Genomic DNA, 21,523 nt, shown 5'->3' with positions numbered 1-21,523 from the left:
AAGCGTGTTGAAATACTAAAATTCAGGTTACGGGAATCAGGATACCTCTGCCGGTTTGTTTTTTAGCGCTTCAGCCGCTTTTTGCAGCGGCCCTTTTAAAGCTTTTTCTAACTTAGTCATCTGCTCTAAGTGCCACGCAACCGCTTTGGGCCACGTATCTTTATTGAAGCCATCAGCTTTGGTCGAAAACTGAATACGACAAGATTTCTTTTCATCCAATCTCATCCATTCAAGCTCCGCACCAAATACTTGTTCAATTTCCTGTTTGGACTCAAGCAAGGAATCAAAGAGATATTTATTCTCTTCGGTAATCCCACGGCTAATCCAAAGCTCAACTCTAAGCTCTTTTTGCAGAAAAATTAGGTTATACGGACAACCACTCAGTCCAGAACCGGCTGATAGCCAATGATCTTTACTCGGGCTAATGTTGTTGTAGAGCTGGCACGGACTTTTCTGAAACGCCTCTAAAGCTCGCTCCCAGTATTCGCGACGCACCGTATGACGGTTTTTCAGTACCACTTCGGTCGTTTTTTCTTCCGCTTCTTTGGCATTAATACCGATCATCAGCTCCTTCGCTTCGGGCGTGGGGATGATCTGGTCAATATTGATAAGTAGCTGCTCACCCAACGAATAAGGGGTAATTTTAAAGCATGCAATACTAATACCTTGCCCCAATAGCCAAAGTGCAGTACTGGTCACTTCTTTGCGAAAGTTTGCCGCAACTAACATAATACGCTGGCTGTTACCTAGATTGAGCTTGACCTCATCCAGATCTGGCGCATCCAGAAATTCGCAAATTCTTTGACTGGCATTAAGTTCAGCAACTTGGGGGACATTTAATGGGTCAACTTCTCGTGTTACAGGTTGATAGCGGTCCAAGTACTGCTGGTAGATTTCAACTATTTGCGCCTTGGTCAAACTGGCGCAATAAGAGGCATATTTAAGTGCCTGCCAGACCACATCACGACCGCTGTCATCCAGTTTATTTTCAATGATGACCAAGTTGCCATCTTTATCTAGCGCAAGTAAATCTAAGCGTTCGCGGGTATCATCAAAGCCATCGAACTCCTTTTGAATAATTAATAACTCTTCCCCCAGCGCAGAAGGCTCATGCGCCAACCATTCCTGAAGGTGTTTTCGCTCAGAAAAGCCAAGCTCACTGAACTTCTTTGCCCTAACAGGACTAATCCTGTTGGTTTGATGATTTACCGTGAACATGCTTATTTATCCTATTACTTAGCACTTTTTATCGCTTCAATTTCATTTACAGAATTATTTAATAAAGTCATTTAGCAACTGAGCAAAATCGCATCTCCTGACTCGGGATTTATCTCTTTCCATCGCTTGATTAATGTTGTGACGCAGGGGTTACCCGCAAGCTGATTCATACGAACCCAATCAACATCTAGCAAATCAGCAAGTAATTCGATGTCCAATTCACCTTGCAAGGTATGCCATTGTCGGATACTTGGCTGTCTCATCAACTGAGCTTTTGGAGAGCTTAATCCACCGACAACAAAATATCCCTTTTCTTTGTCGTACCATATGCGTTGAATACCCGGTATGTTACTCATCCAGCGTTTGATGTCATTTAAAGGCTTATCAAAGTATCGAGATAACAAGGTATCTAAACTACCGCTGATTGATGTATCTTTTTTCTTTCCTCGCTTATCTAACCAACGCTGAATAACCTCTTTTTTTACCTGATAGTAAGTCACCTTCGTTTCATTTTGCTGATGAAGCGAAACTAATTGTTCTTGCCATAATTCAACTAATTCGGGTAACTCACTTTCAAATCGCATTGTTGCCTTTTGGCTGGATAACACGCCATCATCACTCAACTCTTTGACAATATTGAGCAATACTTCACTATCTGGCAGAACCCAATCCGTCAACGGATAAGGCTTCTGTTTCTTGGTTAAATCCGAAAGCGCATCTTCCATACCCAGTGGCAATACATTCGTTTGATCGTAAGATGGATCTTGCATCATGATTGATACTTGTGCATCCTTATCCTTACTCAAAACAAGCGTAATTCTTGCCGCAAATCGTCGTTGTTTATCAACTTCAGTACCGTAGTAATCCATTACGACATTCTGACGATAACTATAGGGCCACTTCTCATTCATCAAAGTGAGCAAATCATCTACGGATGTTTCGAAATTGGCGAGGTACTCATTTATTTTCAAAGTCATACCAGAATCAGTGGGGTCGAAGGGGATCAACACCGGCCTGTCGTTTGAAACCGTAAACAAATAACCATCAGTAATGACAATGGTTGATTCATTTAAACAGGCGCGTTGCAATGGCAAGACTTGAGAAATAGCCCTATCAGAATCAATCAGTAAACGTTTGATCTCTAACTCTTTAAGAACCACTTCAAGCTTTCTAATAATCGCTTCTTTGTATGCCTTGGTATCTAATAAGTCGTAGTTGTAGGTGTAATATCCACCCTCAGACGCAACGTATAGCTTTATCGGGTCATCGTCTCTTTTTGACTCGATTAACAACCCTTTTTCGACAGGGTCTCCCGTTACATCATGAGGATTAACATTGATATGTTGAACTGCACACCGTCCAACTAACGACTTCGTTAGTGGATAACGATCATCCTCTATACCTTTTTCCTGATCTAGCAGAATCAAAACACGGTCCGAACGTTCAAGCTTTATCCGTTCAAAGTCATTTGCCGCAATTCCGTCTAGTAAATCCCACGAAACATCGACGCCTTTCTGTGCAATTAGCGATTTAAATAAGTCTAAGATTTCTTCACAGGCAACAACGGCATTAACTCTTAGGTCTATAACCTTGATTTCACCGGATAACTCGATGCTTGGGAAAGATGACTTAGCCTTATTAGCCTTATGCTTTGTTTTCAACGGCAGTGGTTGGAGATTTAACGTTTTAGCTGAAAGTTCAAAACCATAGTCACGCGCAAAAAGGATAAACGCATCTTGCACTGGTTTTAACACCATAGGCCAACTTTGCTCAAACCTGATTGGTGTAGAAAGATCCAGAAACGGACGCTGTTTCCGTGAATTTTTACTCTTTCCAATTTCTTTAAACAGTGTGCCTCTCGGTTTTCTTTCATGGCCAGGATACCACCTGACGAGTACCTTATTTTTGTCATAGACCCATAGAGGCTTCTTAATGCGATCTATATCATCATCATTAGATAACGGTCTTAATGGAACATTGGTATAGAACAGAGCAATTTCAGTGGTATTACCATCATTTAACTGCTGAGTTCTACAATCTAGGCTGATCGCATTGACACCGCCAGCCCAGCTATCTACTTTCAATAACGGACAACCTAAACTGTAAGCGCCTTTACAATGACCGCCAAAAGCCCGTAATGATCGCATCATTAGTCGAATCCACACAGGATTTAACACCGGTGAATATTCAACTCGAACGGGAGTAATAGGTTGCAACTCAGCGTCTACAATAGACGGAGGAATATCACTTGAGCTTTGTAAAGCCACATAGAGACCAAACTGATTACCATTTTTTTTCATTAAATAGGCAAACTGCCGACTGTCTAGTTCAGCATCGATACGTTCTTCCCAGGCTTTCTTCTCTTTCCACTGATAGTTGTTATTGAGAAGTGGATAGTGATAAACCACAAATTTGTTGGCTTTATCTGCATCAACCTCGCTATTCAAATAAACCAAATGAGACAGCGGCAACTTCCTCAAATCTTTATTTTTATCCATTAACCTTGCTCCCTCATACGCTGCCAAACTATTTTCGAAAACCACTTAAAGCCAGACGTCATTTGATACTCATCGTTCACCAAACAACCTGGTAGAAACAGGATTGAAGCATTCTCAACTTTTACTGGCTCCAACATTTCAGAAAAGCCCGATAAGGTACAATCTTCACCTGTTAATAGATTCGCGATAACCAAAATGGCGTTTTCACCACGGATTTGACGGATCTTCTCCAGCTTCTTAATTAATCCCAAAGGCGCAAATTCAGGACGTTTACCAGAGGCAAGCCATTGCTCAAAGCCTTCATCTGACTGTTCCAGAGCAGCTATCGACCAAAATTTAGCATCAACAAAAACATCCGCATTTGCTATCTCAAAATCATATAATTCAAACAGCTCATGGTTGTAGACGTCTTGTTTAGTGACTAGCTGTTTGTCATTCAGCAGTGCGCGAATACCTTCCTCACCAATACGCCCTTGTAAAATTCTCTGAATAACAACGGGATGAAACGCAAATTGCTCTTCAATATCATTGGCAAACGGCTGAAACGACGTTCGAAAACCTTTGCGATTAAACCAATCCGAAATAGCAGGTTGCCGGTTAACAACCTCATAAAGCGTCTGTGAGTTATACTTAATCAATCCCGCTGCACGCTTTTCAAAGAACTGCCAACTTTTTGGGTCGTACCATATTTCACCAGTAACCTTTGCTTCTTTGGGCCGTTCAAAGCACGCCCAACGATACAAAGGCTCAGTAATACCAAACGTATTGTTATGCGGCATCCATTGGAGATCATGCTGCAATACAGCTCGGCCTAGTTCATGCCAAAGTCCTGAAATATCTTCGATACAACCCTTACCTTGTCGTGCATCTCGGATAGCGGAAACTAACTTGTTATCAATAATATCTACCGCAGCAGAGCCATCTTGGGATCGCGTTTTCAACAAGGTAAGAAAGTTGGAAACCGATGCATCTTCGGAATGAGTAAGATCATCGATCAGCTGATTATTAAGGTTTGAAACCCAATTTCGGTTGTTAGTACAAACGGTTAATTGGCCGTAGTGGCGAAGATGACCCGCTATATCATCGCTTAAATGAATGGCGACATGGGGCACATACGTCCAAGCACGTTCAATACGACCAACTTGCTGCTGCACGTCAGCAGCAAGATTCTTAACGTAGTCATTTGTCCCTTTATAGAGCTTGTTTAGATCCTGGATTTTAGCGACTGAGTTATTCATCAACGGCATAATAAATTGCCGCTGCTGCTTGCGTGAAAACTCTGAACGTCTGACTAATTTTTCTAAGTTTCTGAGCTGAAAGCCAGCATGAGACATTTCATCATCAGCGTCATTGCTATCCCATGGTGAAAAGTAAAAGTGCTTACTTTCAATAATAAACAGTGACGTCAGATCCATCTGTCCTTGAGAGTTGGGCAAGGAGTAGTCCAAATTAATGCCATTGGTAGCGGATGCAGTTTGTGTCATTACCACCACGGTTCGGCCAGAGTCGAACGCCGCTTGATAGGCGTGCTCAAAGCCTTCTCGCTTTTGTGCTTCAGCATTGAGCAAGCAAATCATCATGGGCTTGCCGTTGACAGCTAAAGGAATAAACACATCGTCAAAAGAAGACAATACGCCAGTGGTTAAACGCTCCATTTCAAGCCAATCCGCGCTCATCCTACTGTTTTCAGCGGTATCACTTATCAACCACTTCCGAAGGTATTTGACTGAGTTAACAAAGGCCAGGTGTCCTTTATGTTGTGGCTCATTCGCTGCCAAATGTAGAACGTGCAGTAATTTAAATAACACAGACTGCCGGTATTCATACTTGTAATCTGAGTGCTCAGCCTCAAAAAATGCAGCGTTCAAATGCAGTTTTGCTTCCTGAAAAACTGGCGCATTGATAGCATCATCAAAGTCGTGGATCGTGGTTTTCAGTGTCGAGCGACGCTTTTCAGATTTATCTTTAACCAACGAGCGGATCACTGCCATTTGCAGCTGCTTATCCTCGTCAGTTTGTAAATACGGAATTGGCTTCTTAAACCAATCTTCGGGGCGCTGCTCAAAGCTATCGCCCAAAAAACTCTCGGTACATTGTGGACTGCGAGCCTGAGCCACATAACGCAAAGCGCTTTCAATCCAGCGTATATCGAAATGACCAATCCCCCTTTCGATATAAGAGGTTGCGGATAGCGCAAAAACAAGATTTCGACTTGATAGCGAAACCATTAACCCTTCAGGCGTTGTCGGCAATAGTGCGCGTTTAATCTTGATCCTCAGCGGGTCAATATCCGCTTCGGCTTCATCCGTGGTTAACAGCCAAGTTGTTAGGCCAAACATATTCGTCTGAGTATTGGGTAATCGATTTGAACTACTCAGCGCTTCTAACTCAGGCAAGCTAGTGCGAGGCAAGGAGAACAGCGATAAGCTGGGTAACGCTGTGCTGTAGTAGGATGGTCGATAGTCATTCGCAGGATCAAACAGCAATCGGTTTAGCCGAACGAGATACTCATAGGCTTCGGACTCATCGGTTGCGAACTGCGACAACAACAAACTGAAGCGTCTGATATATTTCTCCATCACACGCAAAAAATCACCGACATCAACGGATTCTTCATCGCTTTGCCCATAACTTTTCACTTCAAAGCCATGAGGTTTTTGCTGTAACTGCAAAGGCTCACTGGTTACTAAGTGATCTGAGCGAAATAGATATTTCTTTTCGAACGGGACACCGGATTCATACTGCTTTAATGGTATTACCAGCGCCCTAGACTGATTGAGATCGACACCTTTGCTGGTCAAATCCTCCTCTAGCTCCGCAATAAGCTGTTTCAGCTCACTGTAAAGCTCAGGTATAGGTTCAGCAGTAACAAACTGCATTCGCGCTAAAAGACGCTTGCCCCCTTCAAGTAATTGACCAATACACTCAGGCGGCTCTTGCACCATTTGAGACTGGGCAAGTAATGTCTGTAGAATGTCCGCTTGGTAATCAAACTCATCAACAAATACTACCTTTCCGGCCAGTTGGCCGCTCGACATTCTGACTTTCTGTTTACCGTCGTAAAAGGAAGCGAACAGCTTCTGCGTCGTTAACACCAGCAAATGTTGCTTATCATCGTGCCAGGCAATCGCCGGGAAAATTCGACGCACCCATTTGTTTTCTCTATATAAACGAAGCTTTTCTTTTGCTTGCTCTGTGAGTTCATGCGTCTTGCCATGGTGCTTACTGGCATACTTCACGGCCTTCTCTAAGGACGACATGCACCCAAGTAGTGTGCGCTCGACAAAGCCACACAGTTTTCTTAGTTCCTGCTCTTCTCGTTCGAGTAAGACGCCCATCGAATCAGGATTTTTCTTTTTGTACTCAACATTACGGGCAATGGCCGCAACGTTGTGGCAAGCACGAACGAGAGCCTCTTTATCAGCATTAGAACGAAACACTCCTAAACCATGGATGTCCTCAATGGCCTTATAAGGATCGGGCAAGTCAGACTTTTGAACGCCTTGTTCGTGTGGCAGTGCCCGTTGCGAAACCGCACTAACAACAGTTTCATCCTGAGCATAAAGGATACTAACGAGCAGTGGATTACCTGAACTGTCTTTTGCACTCGTGGCACTTTCATAAATGTCATGCAGGATGTTCCAGCGATGGGTGACCAATATGGCCTGCAACCCTTTGGATTTTATAAATTCAAGGCTCGCTGGAATTTTCCCGTCAGGGCTACGATAAAGCGAACTACTTTTTCCCCCGCCTGTTGGGCCTTGTAACTGACAAAAGCCAGCAATAGCATTTTCGCTCTTTGCATTCACCGATAGGGCAAGCGCCTGTTCAATCGTATGCGCAATGATTTGATTATAAGAAGTCGGTATTGGCTGACTCATCTAAATCCTCGTTAACTTGATATTCCTTTTGAGTTTCGCCCCTCTTTTAGAAGGGGCGACAAGGTTGGAGACGACACAACACCAACAAATGACTCATTAATTCAATTCAGGCACGATCTCTTGTGACCAACTGTCTTCCATCAGCATTCTGAACGACATACCACCCGATGCTGCTTCCAACGTAAGTTCGCCAGCATCAACTGCCGTCTTGACGTGCTCAGTTAACAGCTCAAACAATCGCCGCTTGTACTCAGTGTCGTCGTTCCCTTTTAAATGCTCACCCTTGGTTTCCAGTACAGAGAAGCGGTAACTACCAGAGTTTGGCTGTTCGACGCACACCAACAAGTCAGGGTAAACCTTTTGCTTTTGCCAGCCTTGTAGGCTGTACTCACGTTGATTTACTGCAATACGATGCCACCAATACACAGACGCTTGCTTATCCAAATACCAGGCTGTGTCGCGCTCTAAATTGTTCAGCCCATTTTGATAGACCTTTTCAAACAGGCTTTTTTCGAGTTCTGATCCATCTTTGCGGCGAAGCACCTGATCATGCTCACTGACATTAACCTCTAAGGTTTGCGCCAGTTCCCAATTTAGCTTTTCGTTGTCTGAAGCGAGTAGACGTAGGGAAATATCCCCCTTGTCCAACTTAGATCTGAAGATTTGCTCCGATAATTGCGCAACCTGTTGTTTAATGTCGCGCTTCATCTCTTTGAGCAGCTCTAGGCGATTAGTAAACAGCGCTTCCTCTGTAACCCCATTGCGACGCAAGCTGTCTAAGGTGTGCGTTAATACCCGCATGGCTTGCCATGGGTTTGGAATAACATCGGTGAGCTGCCTTACCATAAAGGAGATGTCTAGGCCTGCGATGGGGTCAAACTCGATGTTTTCGTGAACCGGATCGGCCAAGTCCAATTCGCCTTGGTTATCCTTTGACATTTTGTAGTCGATACGGGCAATCGTGCGCTGTAACTTGTCGTCCACTAGCTGAAAGTTATCTGCATTCAAATAAGACAGCGATTCCCAATCTAGGTCACCCAGCACATCCCGTTCATAGTCAAACAAACGGTAGCCATCTTTGTACCCTGCATCACGGTGTAAAACACGAGGCAAGAATATTTTCGGTAGGTTACGAAAACGCTCTCTACGCAATAAGGTTTCTTTGCTCACTACTGCGGCGGGTTTATTGGCTTCCGAGGCTTTAACCTGATTCGCCACATCCCCCATCCCTTCTTCTTCTAAGCCTTGCTTAACACCGGCGACGGCTTCCATCACATCCTGATCAAAGGTGTAGACATAACACTCATCTAAGCTTGGTTTTTGCGTCAATCGCGCATGTGGTTGACGGAGTACCCGGCCAATCATTTGGGTGATTGCCGTTTTGGCGGTCATTTTTGACAACACGGTTAACACATAAGCAAAGGGGCAATCCCAACCTTCACGCAGTGCATCCTTTGTGATGATGTATTTAACGGGGCACATTTCGCTGAGCAAATCATCATCACCTAACTCGTCTTTGTCAGACGTTTTCAGGCGAATTTCATTTTCATTTACGCCCAATTTTTCCATCAAATACTCGCGGGCGTCTTCCGCATGCACAAAGGCTGAATCTCGTTGATCTTTACCTGTGCGCTCAACACGGATCAGCATGATGGGCCGAATATAGCGACCGGTTTCGTTTTGTAGCTGTCCGGCATCTTGTTCAAGCTCTGCCAATTTAGCGTGCGCAAGCGACAAGGTATGCTTCCACTCACTTTTGTCTTCATTGATTAAGTTGATGGGTAACTTAATCATTTGCTCATCTTTCAACGCTTGCCCAGACACGTTCACCAGCACATTTGAGTGATGCTTACCGTTTGCATTAGGGGTTGCCGAGAGCTCAAGAATAAACTTAGGGTTAAATCCACACAGGGTTTCTCGTGCGGTTTCGCTATAGGCTTTATGCCCTTCATCCACAATAATCACTGGGCGAACCATACGTAACACATTGCCTAGGCTTTGTTTGACTGACACAGAGCCTGGGGCGATGCCTTCTTGCCAACCGTAATCCGAAAGATCGTTACAATCTAAATTACGAATACTGCTCAACAGCGCCTCATTGGCTGTGGTGTCATCTTCAATCGGGAAGAAAGTGGTAAATCGCCCGCTGTCACGGAACATGCGTAAGGTTTCTTTAGATTGACGCGCACTGGATTGCAGCATCAACAACATAACGCACAGGTTTTCGTCGGTATCCCGCTTGGTAAAGGCATCGTTCTTTTCGAGCATTTTTACCCGCCCACCCGAAGCACGTTCAAGCATTTGCCGATACGGATGTTCACGATTAGCCAACTGTTTCCAGGTTTGCTTGTAAATAGCATCCGAAGGCACCACCCACAGCACCATACCCGTTTGTTGCGCAAACAAATCCGTTTGCAGGCGCTCGACCGCAGCAACGCCAAGTAAGGTTTTACCGCCACCCGTCGGTACTTTCAGGCATACGTTAGGAATTGGCCGCTCTAAGCCGTCAAATCTTGTGACATAAGGCGCTGGCACCAAGTGGCCGCTTTTGTCTTTAAGTAGGTCAATACGGCGCTCCTGTACCAGAGCTTCCCACGTATCTTTGGCGTAATCGGTTAAGCGAGCCTCTTTGCCTTTCATTTTCTGAAAAGCCACAAAATCTTCCGCTTCTTCCTTGGTGTCGGCCAGCTTTTTCAGATAATAGTCCAGCTTATCCAGCACACCATTTTGGTAGTCTTTTAACTCCATGTTACGCCCCCATAATGCGATGGATAGCGTAAGGCAACTGGCAAAACTCAATGCGTTTTTCAGTTAAGTCTTTCTGGCTCATAAATTTCGCCACAGCAAAGACAATGGTGCGCTTCTTCGTAGCATTGTTTTTCGCTATAACCTCGACTTTGTCCGCGTTTAATGCGGCTTCATTTGAGCGCAACCATTCGCTATCTGGACGATAGAACAGATGAATACGGAATAAGTCTGTTTCACCGATAAAACCATCGGCAGAGGCTTTAGCGACCGTTTCTAACGACTGACCAGTTGCGGTATAAAACACATAACGTGCGAGCGCGTCGAATGACGGCATCGCTTCGCCAGTAAGTAAGCTTTCAATTTGAATCGGTTCACCCAAGGTGCAATAGGTAAAACTGCCACCAATGCCAGGGGCAAACTCATCCACTTTGCGCTCACCGGTGACAGTCAGCACACCGTCTTTGAGCTCTTTTTTGATTTTGTCGAAATCTTTGCTGTGTTTTGCTTCTATTTCAGCAATTTTTTCTAGAAGCTTAGACTGTTTCTTTTCAAATACAGACCAAGTGATTTTTTCTGCAAAAAGCTCTTGTTTTTGAGTACCTTTGAATTTGTAGCCATTAATCACCCCTCGAACACGACTTGCCGTGGTGCGGTCACAATACTCCTCGCACTCAATTAATATAAATTTTCGATTCCCTGAATCATTCTTATTAGCTTCAAGCACAGCATGTGCTGTTGTTCCTGAACCAGCAAAAGAATCTAAAATTATAGAATCTTTGTCTGTGGCTATTTCCAGAACCCTTTGAATTAATTGATATGGTTTTGGAGTAAGGAAATCAGTCTCAACATCACCAAAAATATCTAACAGTGTTTTCTTTGCGTCTTGATTACCTTTAACGTCTTTATAAGTCCACCAGCTGCGTGCGATAACCCCTTTATCTTCATTAGGATCGTAATATGCCTTTTTTGTAGGCATAGCATCGCCTTTTTTACCGAAATAAATTTCGCCAGCGTTTCTCTGTTTTATAAACTCAGCTTCAGGTAGCGCCCAGTGCCTTCCTTTAGCAGGCTTTACAACCCTCCCAGAAGGAAGAACTACTTCATAACGGTATTTTTCCCTGCGCTCGCTATCCTCAGTTCGAACATCCAATGGGTATGTTCTCCAAGGACCATTGGGATCATTATCAGGGTTTTTGTAGCGCCCAACTTGCTCTTCATTTTTAGCAAGGTAATTCCAGCCATGCTCGGTAAAAGATGAAGTCTTTGAATAGATCAGAACATAATCATGATCGGTACTTATGACTCTCCCATTACTTTTCGGCGTATAGGTTTTCTCCCATGCACAACACGCAACAAAATTTTCCTCGCCAAATATTTCATCAAAAAGCATCCTTGCTCGGTGTATCTCGTTATCATCAAGAGTCATCCAGATACTTCCCTCATCTGCCAATAGCTCCCTCAAAAGAGTTAATCTAGGCCACATCATGCAAAGCCATTTGTCATGACGTTCCATATCTTCTTTATCAACAGGGTTGGCTGACTTTTTCAACCATTCCTGCATCAATGGTGAACGCACGTTGTCGTTATAACACCAGCCTTCATTGCCTGTGTTGTATGGCGGGTCGATAAAAATGCAGTCTACTTTACCCGCATGGGTAGGCAGTAACGCCTTGAGGGCTTCAAGGTTGTCGCCATGGATGATGAGGTTATCATCCAGCGATGCCGCCTTGCCTTGCTGTGGTAACGATTTATCTTCAACCACTTTTAGTTCACGAAACGGCACACTCAGGTGGTGTGAATAAACAAACTGTTTACCTTTAAAATCCAACGTTGGCATCGGTATTCCTTAAATTCTTATTTAATTCTGATGATTAATCTTTAGTCATAAAAAGCGGTTGTCTGGGTTGTGCTCATCATCTAAGTGACATAACCCGGCGCAATTGCAAGGTTTTGAACCCCATACAGCGCGGCACGATTGTTTAATGCCAGTTGACAATGACTGGTTGATAAACACGCGGTCTCGGAACAATCCACATTCCAAAGCCTGAGCAAATACCCCGCAGTTGCAGCTCTGATCTCAACCTTCATCACGCGCTCCGTCATGCCATAGTCCAGTTCAATTACTTCACTGTGTTCTATGCGTGGGTGTGGCACTAACTCCAGCTCTACAAATCGGTTCCATTGCCTGTCCTGAGTTTCGAGCTCCGCTTCAGATAATGTAGAGTCTTTAAGCACAACCGCAGCTTTAATGCGGGTCAATACAAAGTCACGGAACTCACTATGCTTGCGGTCAAAACCACGAACATGCCAACGTAGGCCATTGTCCACCAGCGTATGCGGTACAATTTCACGCGTGGTTTCTCCGCTCGATAACGACACATAGGTGATACGCAAGGCTTTGCCTTTGTGTATGGCTTCGGTGACTTTCGCGACAATCGATAGATTCGGCTTATTAAGGTGATAAGGCGCTTCACACGCAAGAGGTGGTTTTACCTTTCCAGTGAAGCCATCTCCGTACCCTTGGCTAATGGTTGCCAGTGTTCGAACAACGTCATAGTCGAACAAGGGTTCAAATGCTTCACCACGTTTATGCAACTTGAGCTTTTGGTCATACTCAATGTTGCTTGGTGCAAGCTCTCGGTACATTGTGAAGTCTTTCGTTGCTTGTGCAGCGGCTATGCTGAAGCGATCAACTAAATCCGCCCGTACCGCTTCTCCCTTAAACAATAAGGTGAAGTCGATGTGGGCAATGCGATCCCTGGTTGCTTGTGGCAACTGCGCTATTTGCGAAAGCCTATCTGGCTTTCCTTTCGCACTTTCTTTAGCGAGTGAACTCGCTGCTACCGTTTGTTTCAGACCATCATTTGTCATGCGTCTTGTTTATCCAATTCAACCAATTTCTTAAAACTCTGTTTATAAAGTACCGTCAGACATCGCGTAATCACATTGAAAGGCATGGCATAAAGCTGCTCTTTATCCGCAATGACTAATCAATCTCTACTGGTTGAAGCTGGACAGATGGCCATAAAACACTGAATAGGCTTCAACCTAATTAATTTTATTAGGTATCATCCTATCACAAATTATTTTGTAGGGAAGATTAAGCGGCAACTTTTTGATCTGGATTGCAATTGCCGCTCAGGTATCGGTGTGAAGACCTTGTTTGGTGCCATCGATGATAGCCGCTATCAATGCGCTACCCGAACCAATGGCACCACGATGTTACCGCGATGCGATACCCCTTTGTCCGACTCTGTAGACATCAGGGCTCGTTGTTCACTCTCCCGAATGCGCCTAGCAACCTCTGCCTGGGCTGGTAGCAATGGCAGCATCCCTTCAGCAATCGCGTCCGGTGCAGATTCTTGGCCACAGGACATCAAATGCTTCCATGGATCTTTAAGAAAGCGCTCGAACGTGATGCCAAATTCAATGATGCGGGCAGAGACGAAGATTTCGCCCCAGTATTCAATGTAGGCGTCTTGGTACATGGAAAGATTCCTCTTGTTGATTAAACCATGAGTTCACTTTCCATTTTCCAGAGGTTTTCAAATATGCAAGGCTTGCCTTGTAGAGAGCTACAAAGCTTTAAATCGATTGCGGGCATCTTTGTAGTCATAGTGGGCATGTTCTGAGCCACGATGATACAAATCATCCAGATAAGTTTGTTCCTGCGGCAACTCGTCTTCGCTGATTTCGCGCCACCAATGTTTGTTGGCACCTTTAACACCGTCATGCCAGCGGTAACCACGTTCTTTTAAATAGTCCTTTACGTCAAACGGCGCACCAAACGCACGAACTAACACAGTTCGCCTGTCTGCTTCAGACAACAAGTTTGCAACGGACTCGGGCAACAAATGGAACAACCAGGCCATCGCCAAACAATCGGTTGCAGCTCGGTGTCCTTCATAAAACCAACCTAAGCGAAGCAGCAGGTACTCAAGTTTCCGACTTTCAAAGCCCAGTGCCTTCCAATCTATGCCACTGGCTGAACAGGCCCAAGATAGATGGCCTAATGCAGCAAACCGCTTTTCAAAGAAAGGACGATCAAACTGTGCATTGTGTGCAACCACCAGCGGATCATCGGATAACCAACTCGCTACCAGTGAATCATCAATGCGCTGGCCTCGCACCATGTCATCGGTAATACCGGTTAACTCTGTAATCAGCTCGGGGATTGGCTTGCCGGGATCTTCATACAAACTGATCACATCAACAATCGACACAATCCGCTTAGCCGAGGGACTGTAAAGCACCTTAACCATACCAAGCTCAATAATGGACTCATCATCGGAAGACAGTCCGGTTGTCTCTGTATCGAGCAGCACCATTGGCTGTTCATCACCGACCATAGGAGAAAGTTCAAGTGGCCAGGACTGCGGCTCACGCGTTAATGGAATACGCTCCAGCAATCTAAAATCTTCTGGTCTGTCTGGGATATCCGCGAGGCGCTCTAGCGGAAATGGCGCAGGGGCTCTTGTCATTGATGGTTCCTCTTCAATTCTATTGTTCGCTTTAGGTGATTTCACTGTGCCACAGGTTTTTCTAAATGCACCTTGGATACCTCAGCGTTTTTTTAATCTTTCTACTGGGTGAACCCATGTATGAAGGCTTTGGCTAAGCCTTTCAGAAAGCCTTAGCTAAACCCTTTAGGTAACCCTTACCGATACCCTTTAGGTATGGCTTAGCCAACCCCTTTTCAAACGGTTGAAAAAGGCTTGAACTGAGTTCGACTGAGCATTTTAATGATGCTCCTGACTTCGCTTTAAGCCAGTAAATTCAATACGAAGCAGAATTTTACTAACTGTTTTTAAACCCTTTGCAAAGGGTTCAACAAGCCTTGTTTGACGGTTACTTGACCCATGCGTTAACCAGTAGCAGTAACAGGATCAGTAACAGAAACAAGAGCAGTAGGCAGAAGCAGTATTGTCCAAGCCTTGCAGGCTTTGACGAGGGCGAGCGATCCCCCCACATCTAGTTTTTCAACACAAAAAAGAAATCACCGACAACACAGCGTCTTACTCGAACAACTACAGTTTTACCTACAATTTTACTTGTAGAAATCAGCATAGCATTAGATACTGTATAAACAAACAGTATTAATTATGATTTTTCGAGGTTCGTCATGAGTGTCTCGCTGATAGGCCGTAGCGGCGCACTTGCCTTCATCAAAGCCAAGCGCCTTCGTATTCCATTGTTCATGGAACGTGTTTCTGCTGGTTTTCCTTCACCAGCGCAGGATTATGTTGAGCAAACGCTCGACCTCAACGAGCTGTGCATCAAGCGACCGGCTGCAACGTTCTTTGTGCGTGTTGAAGGTGATTCAATGATTGATGCCGGGATTCACCCAGATGATATTCTGGTGGTTGATCGCTCTGTCCAAGCCGAACACGGTGACATTGTCATCGCTGGCATCCATGGTGAACTCACGGTAAAGGAGCTTCAACTAAGGCCGTGCGTCATGCTGATCCCAAGAAACCAGGTGTATGAGCCCATTCATATTCCTGAAGGGACAGAGTTAGAGATATTTGGTGTGGTCACCAATGTGGTGCGAAACATACGCCGTAAGTCGTGACTATCCCATGCCAGTATTTGCCTTGGTGGACTGCAACAACTTTTACGCCAGTTGTGAGAAGCTGTTTCGTCCTGATTTAAAAGATACGCCGATTGTGGTGCTGTCCAACAATGACGGCTGCGTGGTTGCACGGTCGCGTGAAGCTAAGTTACTCGGTATTAAAATGGGCGTACCCGTCTTTCAAATCAAAGCTGAAATGCAGCGCCATGGCATTTTGGCATTCTCGTCCAACTATGCGCTTACAGTTGGGAAATACTTTAGACATCACATGTTGTAATGTTTCAGGTTGTATAAATTAGACGTCGAGATGAGGGGTGGTTACAATTTTTACTATTGGTTAAGAAATATCTTGAAAAAGTAGATGTATGAACGCGTAACCCCCTGGGGGAAGGCTTAGCAGTGTGAATAACGGATGATTTAGGTGTTAATGTGATTGAACAAAATAGGTCGTTTCCAGATGACTTCGGCTTTGACTATTGTCTTATGTGGATTAGTACGGAGAAATATCCCTCATTTATAAGTAGGCCACACCCTGACAGTGGCGAGATCATCCATGACGTTAGGGACAACTCAAAACCATTTGCTCATAAACTTCCAATTTTAATAGACCCCGATGGTATCAATGTGGTGCCAGTGAATCTATATCTTCACTCTTTGTTGGCAGATCCAGATATATCCTCCGATAAGACGATTCAATCCCATGCAGTTGCGTTATTGAGCTTCTATCGGTGGTTGAGCACGGAAATCCCCGAACATACACACCCAAGGACTGGCCTTCTGGTTGATGAAAAACCTCCGTTAACAATATATGACTGCACCGAGAAGGTAGAGGAAAGTCCAATCGTGAGATATCGAGACTATTTATTGGAAAACCTTTATACCAAGGATGAAACTGGAAAAGTCGGTGGTTCTCCAAGTACAGCCTCTAACTATGTTTTGAAAGTTGTCAATTACTTCATCTTCCTTCATCGCCAGCGGATCATTTCAATCAGCAAAACCTTTCGACCATTTGAGTTTAAGGCAAAGACTGTTCGCATAAGCAACAAAGGAAACAGAGCACAACATGAAATGCTCTCACATCTCAATCGCAGTCACAGTAAGGAAATTATTGTATACACCACAGGTCTCACTAGACCATTTAAGAACATAAAAAAACCTCAAGATGCTGATATTCGAGAGCTTAACCCACTTCGTGAAGATGAAAAACAAGAGCTTTATAAACACCTTGATATTGAAAATTCATCTGACACTAAAGCCCTAATGGTGTACTTAAAAACTGAAACGGGATTGAGATTGGAGGAATTAATAACATTTCCTGCCTCTGTCGTGGACAAGCCAAAAGCTAAAGTAGTTAAGGTGCAAATTGGTGAGAATATTAACGGTTGCTTAACCAAGTTCAAAAAAAACAGAACAATTGAAATCCCAGCCAGTGTCATGGATCTGTTGTACGAGTACAAGTGATCTGGTCAAGCTAGGCCGCACACTTTTTCCTTACACTTTCAAACTCAATTGGCGACATATCATTTAATGAAGTATGAAGCCGAACTGAGTTGTAGTATTTGATGTATTTCTCTACATCAGTTTTCATGCTTTCTCTGGTTAAATGGTAAACATTTAATAGCCATTCATTTTTCAAGCTGCCGAAAAACCTTTCAACCACAGCATTATCTAAACATGCTCCACAACCACTCATTGATGGCGTAATTCGATTGCTCCATAGCAATGATTGAAAACGCTTACTGGTGTATTGTGAGCCTCTGTCGCTATGGAAGATCAAGCCTGCTTTGGGTTGACGCAGGTTGATAGCCATTTGCATCGCTCTCATGGTTAAATCAACCGTCATGCGTTTACTCAACGCCCAGCCAATAATACGGCGAGAATGCAAATCCATCACAACAGCTAGGTACATCCAGCCTTGATGCGTTCTTAGATAGGTGATATCACCCGCCCACGCCTGATTTGCTCTGGCTGGATTGAATTGGCGCTTCAATAAGTTATCAGCAACCGCATGGCTATGTTTGCGCATAGTCGTCACTTTATAAGCCACTCGCTGTTTAACGACTAAACCGAGCTTTTTCATCAAGCTCTTAACCCGACAAATACCAATTTTAAAGCCTTCTTTGCGTAGCAACTTCATTAAGGTTCTGGCACCAGCACTACTGCGGCTATCATCAAATAACCTCTTCATGCGACGATAAAGCATTAACTCTTCAACACTAATAATCTTGGCTGGTCGCCTCAGCCATGCGTAATAGGCTGACCGACTCACTTCTAGAACCTCGCACAAAACGCTAATTGGAAAGCGCCATTGCTGCTCTTTAATATATTCGAACTTTATTTCATTTCTTTCGCAAAGAAGGCACTCGCCTTTTTTAAGATCTCACGCTCCATCTGTAAGCGTTTATTCTCTTTTCTGAGCTTAACCAGTTCAGCTCTCTCATCTTTGCTTAATGCTTCGCCTGAAGTTTGCTTGGCTAGTTTGTCTTTCCAGTTGTAAAGCAGCTTAGTTGTTATGCCTAATGATTTGGCTGCTTCAGTAACACTGTAACCTTGTTCAGTGACTAGCTTTACAGCTTCTTCTCTGAACTCATCAGTATATTTTCTAGGTTTTCTTCGTTGGGTCATTTTCACACCTTTGTTGTTGGACTAATTATCCTTCACAAAAGTGTGCGGTGCCATTAAATCAGATCAGTATCCCACTCTATTGTAAACAAGACATTTTTATCTTTTATATTCAATGGCTTATTTTCCTGCTAATTGGTAATACCATGAAAAATACCATGCTCAGAAAAGGCTTAACAATATTTTGAAAAATTGCCTACTGAGCGCTGCCGCACAGCTCCATAGGCCGCTTTCCTGGCTTTGCTTCCAGATGTATGCTATTCTGCTCCTGCAGCTAATGGATCACCGCAAACAGGTTACTCGCCTGGGGATTCCCTTTCGACCCGAGCATCCGTATGAGACTCATGCTCGATTATTATTATTATAGAAGCCCCCATGAATAAATCGCTCATCATTTTCGGCATCGTCAACATAACCTCGGACAGTTTCTCCGATGGAGGCCGGTATCTGGCGCCAGACGCAGCCATTGCGCAGGCGCGTAAGCTGATGGCCGAGGGGGCAGATGTGATCGACCTCGGTCCGGCATCCAGCAATCCCGACGCCGCGCCTGTTTCGTCCGACACAGAAATCGCGCGTATCGCGCCGGTGCTGGACGCGCTCAAGGCAGATGGCATTCCCGTCTCGCTCGACAGTTATCAACCCGCGACGCAAGCCTATGCCTTGTCGCGTGGTGTGGCCTATCTCAATGATATTCGCGGTTTTCCAGACGCTGCGTTCTATCCGCAATTGGCGAAATCATCTGCCAAACTCGTCGTTATGCATTCGGTGCAAGACGGGCAGGCAGATCGGCGCGAGGCACCCGCTGGCGACATCATGGATCACATTGCGGCGTTCTTTGACGCGCGCATCGCGGCGCTGACGGGTGCCGGTATCAAACGCAACCGCCTTGTCCTTGATCCCGGCATGGGGTTTTTTCTGGGGGCTGCTCCCGAAACCTCGCTCTCGGTGCTGGCGCGGTTCGATGAATTGCGGCTGCGCTTCGATTTGCCGGTGCTTCTGTCTGTTTCGCGCAAATCCTTTCTGCGCGCGCTCACAGGCCGTGGTCCGGGGGATGTCGGGGCCGCGACACTCGCTGCAGAGCTTGCCGCCGCCGCAGGTGGAGCTGACTTCATCCGCACACACGAGCCGCGCCCCTTGCGCGACGGGCTGGCGGTATTGGCGGCGCTGAAAGAAACCGCAAGAATTCGTTAACTGCACATTCGGGATATTTCTCTATATTCGCGCTTCATCAGAAAACTGAAGGAACCTCCATTGAATCGAACTAATATTTTTTTTGGTGAATCGCATTCTGACTGGTTGCCTGTCAGAGGCGGAGAATCTGGTGATTTTGTTTTTCGACGTGGTGACGGGCATGCCTTCGCGAAAATCGCACCTGCTTCCCGCCGCGGTGAGCTCGCTGGAGAGCGTGACCGCCTCATTTGGCTCAAAGGTCGAGGTGTGGCTTGCCCCGAGGTCATCAACTGGCAGGAGGAACAGGAGGGTGCATGCTTGGTGATAACGGCAATTCCGGGAGTACCGGCGGCTGATCTGTCTGGAGCGGATTTGCTCAAAGCGTGGCCGTCAATGGGGCAGCAACTTGGCGCTGTTCACAGCCTATCGGTTGATCAATGTCCGTTTGAGCGCAGGCTGTCGCGAATGTTCGGACGCGCCGTTGATGTGGTGTCCCGCAATGCCGTCAATCCCGACTTCTTACCGGACGAGGACAAGAGTACGCCGCAGCTCGATCTTTTGGCTCGTGTCGAACGAGAGCTACCGGTGCGGCTCGACCAAGAGCGCACCGATATGGTTGTTTGCCATGGTGATCCCTGCATGCCGAACTTCATGGTGGACCCTAAAACTCTTCAATGCACGGGTCTGATCGACCTTGGGCGGCTCGGAACAGCAGATCGCTATGCCGATTTGGCACTCATGATTGCTAACGCCGAAGAGAACTGGGCAGCGCCAGATGAAGCAGAGCGCGCCTTCGCTGTCCTATTCAATGTATTGGGGATCGAAGCCCCCGACCGCGAACGCCTTGCCTTCTATCTGCGATTGGACCCTCTGACTTGGGGTTGATGTTCATGCCGCCTGTTTTTCCTGCTCATTGGCACGTTTCGCAACCTGTTCTCATTGCGGACACCTTTTCCAGCCTCGTTTGGAAAGTTTCATTGCCAGACGGGACTCCTGCAATCGTCAAGGGATTGAAACCTATAGAAGACATTGCTGATGAACTGCGCGGGGCCGACTATCTGGTATGGCGCAATGGGAGGGGAGCAGTCCGGTTGCTCGGTCGTGAGAACAATCTGATGTTGCTCGAATATGCCGGGGAGCGAATGCTCTCTCACATCGTTGCCGAGCACGGCGACTACCAGGCGACCGAAATTGCAGCGGAACTAATGGCGAAGCTGTATGCCGCATCTGAGGAACCCCTGCCTTCTGCCCTTCTCCCGATCCGGGATCGCTTTGCAGCTTTGTTTCAGCGGGCGCGCGATGATCAAAACGCAGGTTGTCAAACTGACTACGTCCACGCGGCGATTATAGCCGATCAAATGATGAGCAATGCCTCGGAACTGCGTGGGCTACATGGCGATCTGCATCATGAAAACATCATGTTCTCCAGTCGCGGCTGGCTGGTGATAGATCCCGTCGGTCTGGTCGGTGAAGTGGGCTTTGGCGCCGCCAATATGTTCTACGATCCGGCTGACAGAGACGACCTTTGTCTCGATCCTAGACGCATTGCACAGATGGCGGACGCATTCTCTCGTGCGCTGGACGTCGATCCGCGTCGCCTGCTCGACCAGGCGTACGCTTATGGGTGCCTTTCCGCAGCTTGGAACGCGGATGGAGAAGAGGAGCAACGCGATCTAGCTATCGCGGCCGCGATCAAGCAGGTGCGACAGACGTCATACTAGATATCAAGCGACTTCTCCTATCCCCTGGGAACACATCAATCTCACCGGAGAATATCGCTGGCCAAAGCCTTAGCGTAGGATTCCGCCCCTTCC

At 45.7% G+C, this 21,523-nt stretch carries 14 protein-coding genes and 1 pseudogene; 6 read left to right on the top strand and 9 right to left on the bottom strand.

What is annotated here, in order from left to right; translation table 11 throughout:
• Window positions 1-36: 36 nt before the first annotated feature.
• The 8 genes from ABN256_RS11165 to ABN256_RS11130 form a co-directional block, all read right to left on the bottom strand.
• Entirely contained in the window at window positions 37-1,218 is a 1,182-nt protein-coding gene (locus ABN256_RS11165; protein ID WP_047109294.1) for a DUF4268 domain-containing protein, read from the bottom strand.
• Window positions 1,219-1,289: 71 nt separating this feature from the next.
• Entirely contained in the window at window positions 1,290-3,716 is a 2,427-nt protein-coding gene (locus ABN256_RS11160) for a hypothetical protein (RefSeq protein ID WP_064497047.1), read from the bottom strand.
• On the bottom strand, window positions 3,716-7,597 hold the full coding sequence (locus ABN256_RS11155) for a hypothetical protein (RefSeq protein ID WP_064497048.1): 3,882 nt from the start codon (window positions 7,595-7,597) through the stop codon (window positions 3,716-3,718). Before ABN256_RS11155 ends, ABN256_RS11160 begins: the two co-directional genes overlap by 1 nt.
• Before the next feature lie 96 nt (window positions 7,598-7,693).
• Window positions 7,694-10,345, bottom strand: a complete 2,652-nt coding sequence (locus ABN256_RS11150; protein ID WP_064497049.1) for a DEAD/DEAH box helicase — start codon at window positions 10,343-10,345, stop codon at window positions 7,694-7,696.
• A gap of 1 nt (window position 10,346) precedes the next feature.
• Window positions 10,347-12,182: a site-specific DNA-methyltransferase gene (locus ABN256_RS11145; RefSeq protein WP_064497050.1), complete on the bottom strand. Its 1,836-nt coding sequence runs from the start codon at window positions 12,180-12,182 to the stop codon at window positions 10,347-10,349.
• An 80-nt stretch (window positions 12,183-12,262) separates the two neighbouring features.
• Window positions 12,263-13,216: a WYL domain-containing protein gene (locus ABN256_RS11140; protein ID WP_064497051.1), complete on the bottom strand. Its 954-nt coding sequence runs from the start codon at window positions 13,214-13,216 to the stop codon at window positions 12,263-12,265.
• Window positions 13,217-13,533: 317 nt separating this feature from the next.
• Window positions 13,534-13,833 (bottom strand): hypothetical protein, encoded by a 300-nt coding sequence (locus tag ABN256_RS11135; protein ID WP_064497052.1) that lies wholly within the window; start codon window positions 13,831-13,833, stop codon window positions 13,534-13,536.
• Window positions 13,834-13,920: 87 nt separating this feature from the next.
• Window positions 13,921-14,826: a 3'-5' exonuclease gene (locus ABN256_RS11130; RefSeq protein WP_064497053.1), complete on the bottom strand. Its 906-nt coding sequence runs from the start codon at window positions 14,824-14,826 to the stop codon at window positions 13,921-13,923.
• Window positions 14,827-15,467: 641 nt separating this feature from the next.
• Between ABN256_RS11130 and umuD the strand changes: the two genes are divergently transcribed.
• The 3 genes and pseudogenes from umuD to ABN256_RS11115 all read left to right on the top strand — a co-directional run bounded on the left by umuD (window position 15,468) and on the right by ABN256_RS11115 (window position 17,378).
• Window positions 15,468-15,917, top strand: coding sequence for a translesion error-prone DNA polymerase V autoproteolytic subunit (gene umuD, locus ABN256_RS11125; RefSeq protein ID WP_008844764.1), 450 nt, complete (start codon window positions 15,468-15,470; stop codon window positions 15,915-15,917).
• 7 nt (window positions 15,918-15,924) lie between these two features.
• Window positions 15,925-16,158, top strand: a pseudogene (locus ABN256_RS11120) (Y-family DNA polymerase); the annotation flags it as partial.
• Window positions 16,159-16,346: 188 nt separating this feature from the next.
• On the top strand, window positions 16,347-17,378 hold the full coding sequence (locus tag ABN256_RS11115; protein WP_196560992.1) for a site-specific integrase: 1,032 nt from the start codon (window positions 16,347-16,349) through the stop codon (window positions 17,376-17,378).
• A gap of 10 nt (window positions 17,379-17,388) precedes the next feature.
• Here ABN256_RS11115 and ABN256_RS11110 read toward each other — a convergent pair.
• Window positions 17,389-18,542, bottom strand: a protein-coding gene (locus ABN256_RS11110) for an IS3 family transposase (protein WP_102140835.1) whose coding sequence is annotated in 2 segments (ribosomal slippage) — window positions 17,389-18,296 and window positions 18,296-18,542 — 1,155 coding nt in all. Because the reading frame shifts where the segments join, the coding sequence is not laid out codon by codon here.
• A 372-nt stretch (window positions 18,543-18,914) separates the two neighbouring features.
• Here ABN256_RS11110 and sul2 point away from each other — a divergent pair.
• From sul2 to ABN256_RS11095, 3 genes are read left to right on the top strand one after another with little or no spacing between them, the layout of a single operon-like run.
• Window positions 18,915-19,730, top strand: coding sequence for a sulfonamide-resistant dihydropteroate synthase Sul2 (sul2, locus tag ABN256_RS11105; protein ID WP_001043260.1), 816 nt, complete (start codon window positions 18,915-18,917; stop codon window positions 19,728-19,730).
• 60 nt (window positions 19,731-19,790) lie between these two features.
• Window positions 19,791-20,594, top strand: a complete 804-nt coding sequence (gene aph(3'')-Ib / locus ABN256_RS11100) for an aminoglycoside O-phosphotransferase APH(3'')-Ib (RefSeq protein WP_001082319.1) — start codon at window positions 19,791-19,793, stop codon at window positions 20,592-20,594.
• Window positions 20,594-21,430 (top strand): aminoglycoside O-phosphotransferase APH(6)-Id, encoded by an 837-nt coding sequence (locus tag ABN256_RS11095; RefSeq protein WP_000480968.1) that lies wholly within the window; start codon window positions 20,594-20,596, stop codon window positions 21,428-21,430. Before aph(3'')-Ib ends, ABN256_RS11095 begins: the two co-directional genes overlap by 1 nt.
• Window positions 21,431-21,523 lie beyond the last annotated feature (93 nt).

It is taken from the genome of Proteus sp. fly-1008 (assembly GCF_040140305.1).
Taxonomy (GTDB): Bacteria; Pseudomonadota; Gammaproteobacteria; order Enterobacterales; family Enterobacteriaceae; genus Proteus; species Proteus vulgaris_B.
The sequence above is the reverse complement of the archived record's forward strand: the minus strand, read 5'-3'. Positions and strand labels throughout refer to the sequence as shown.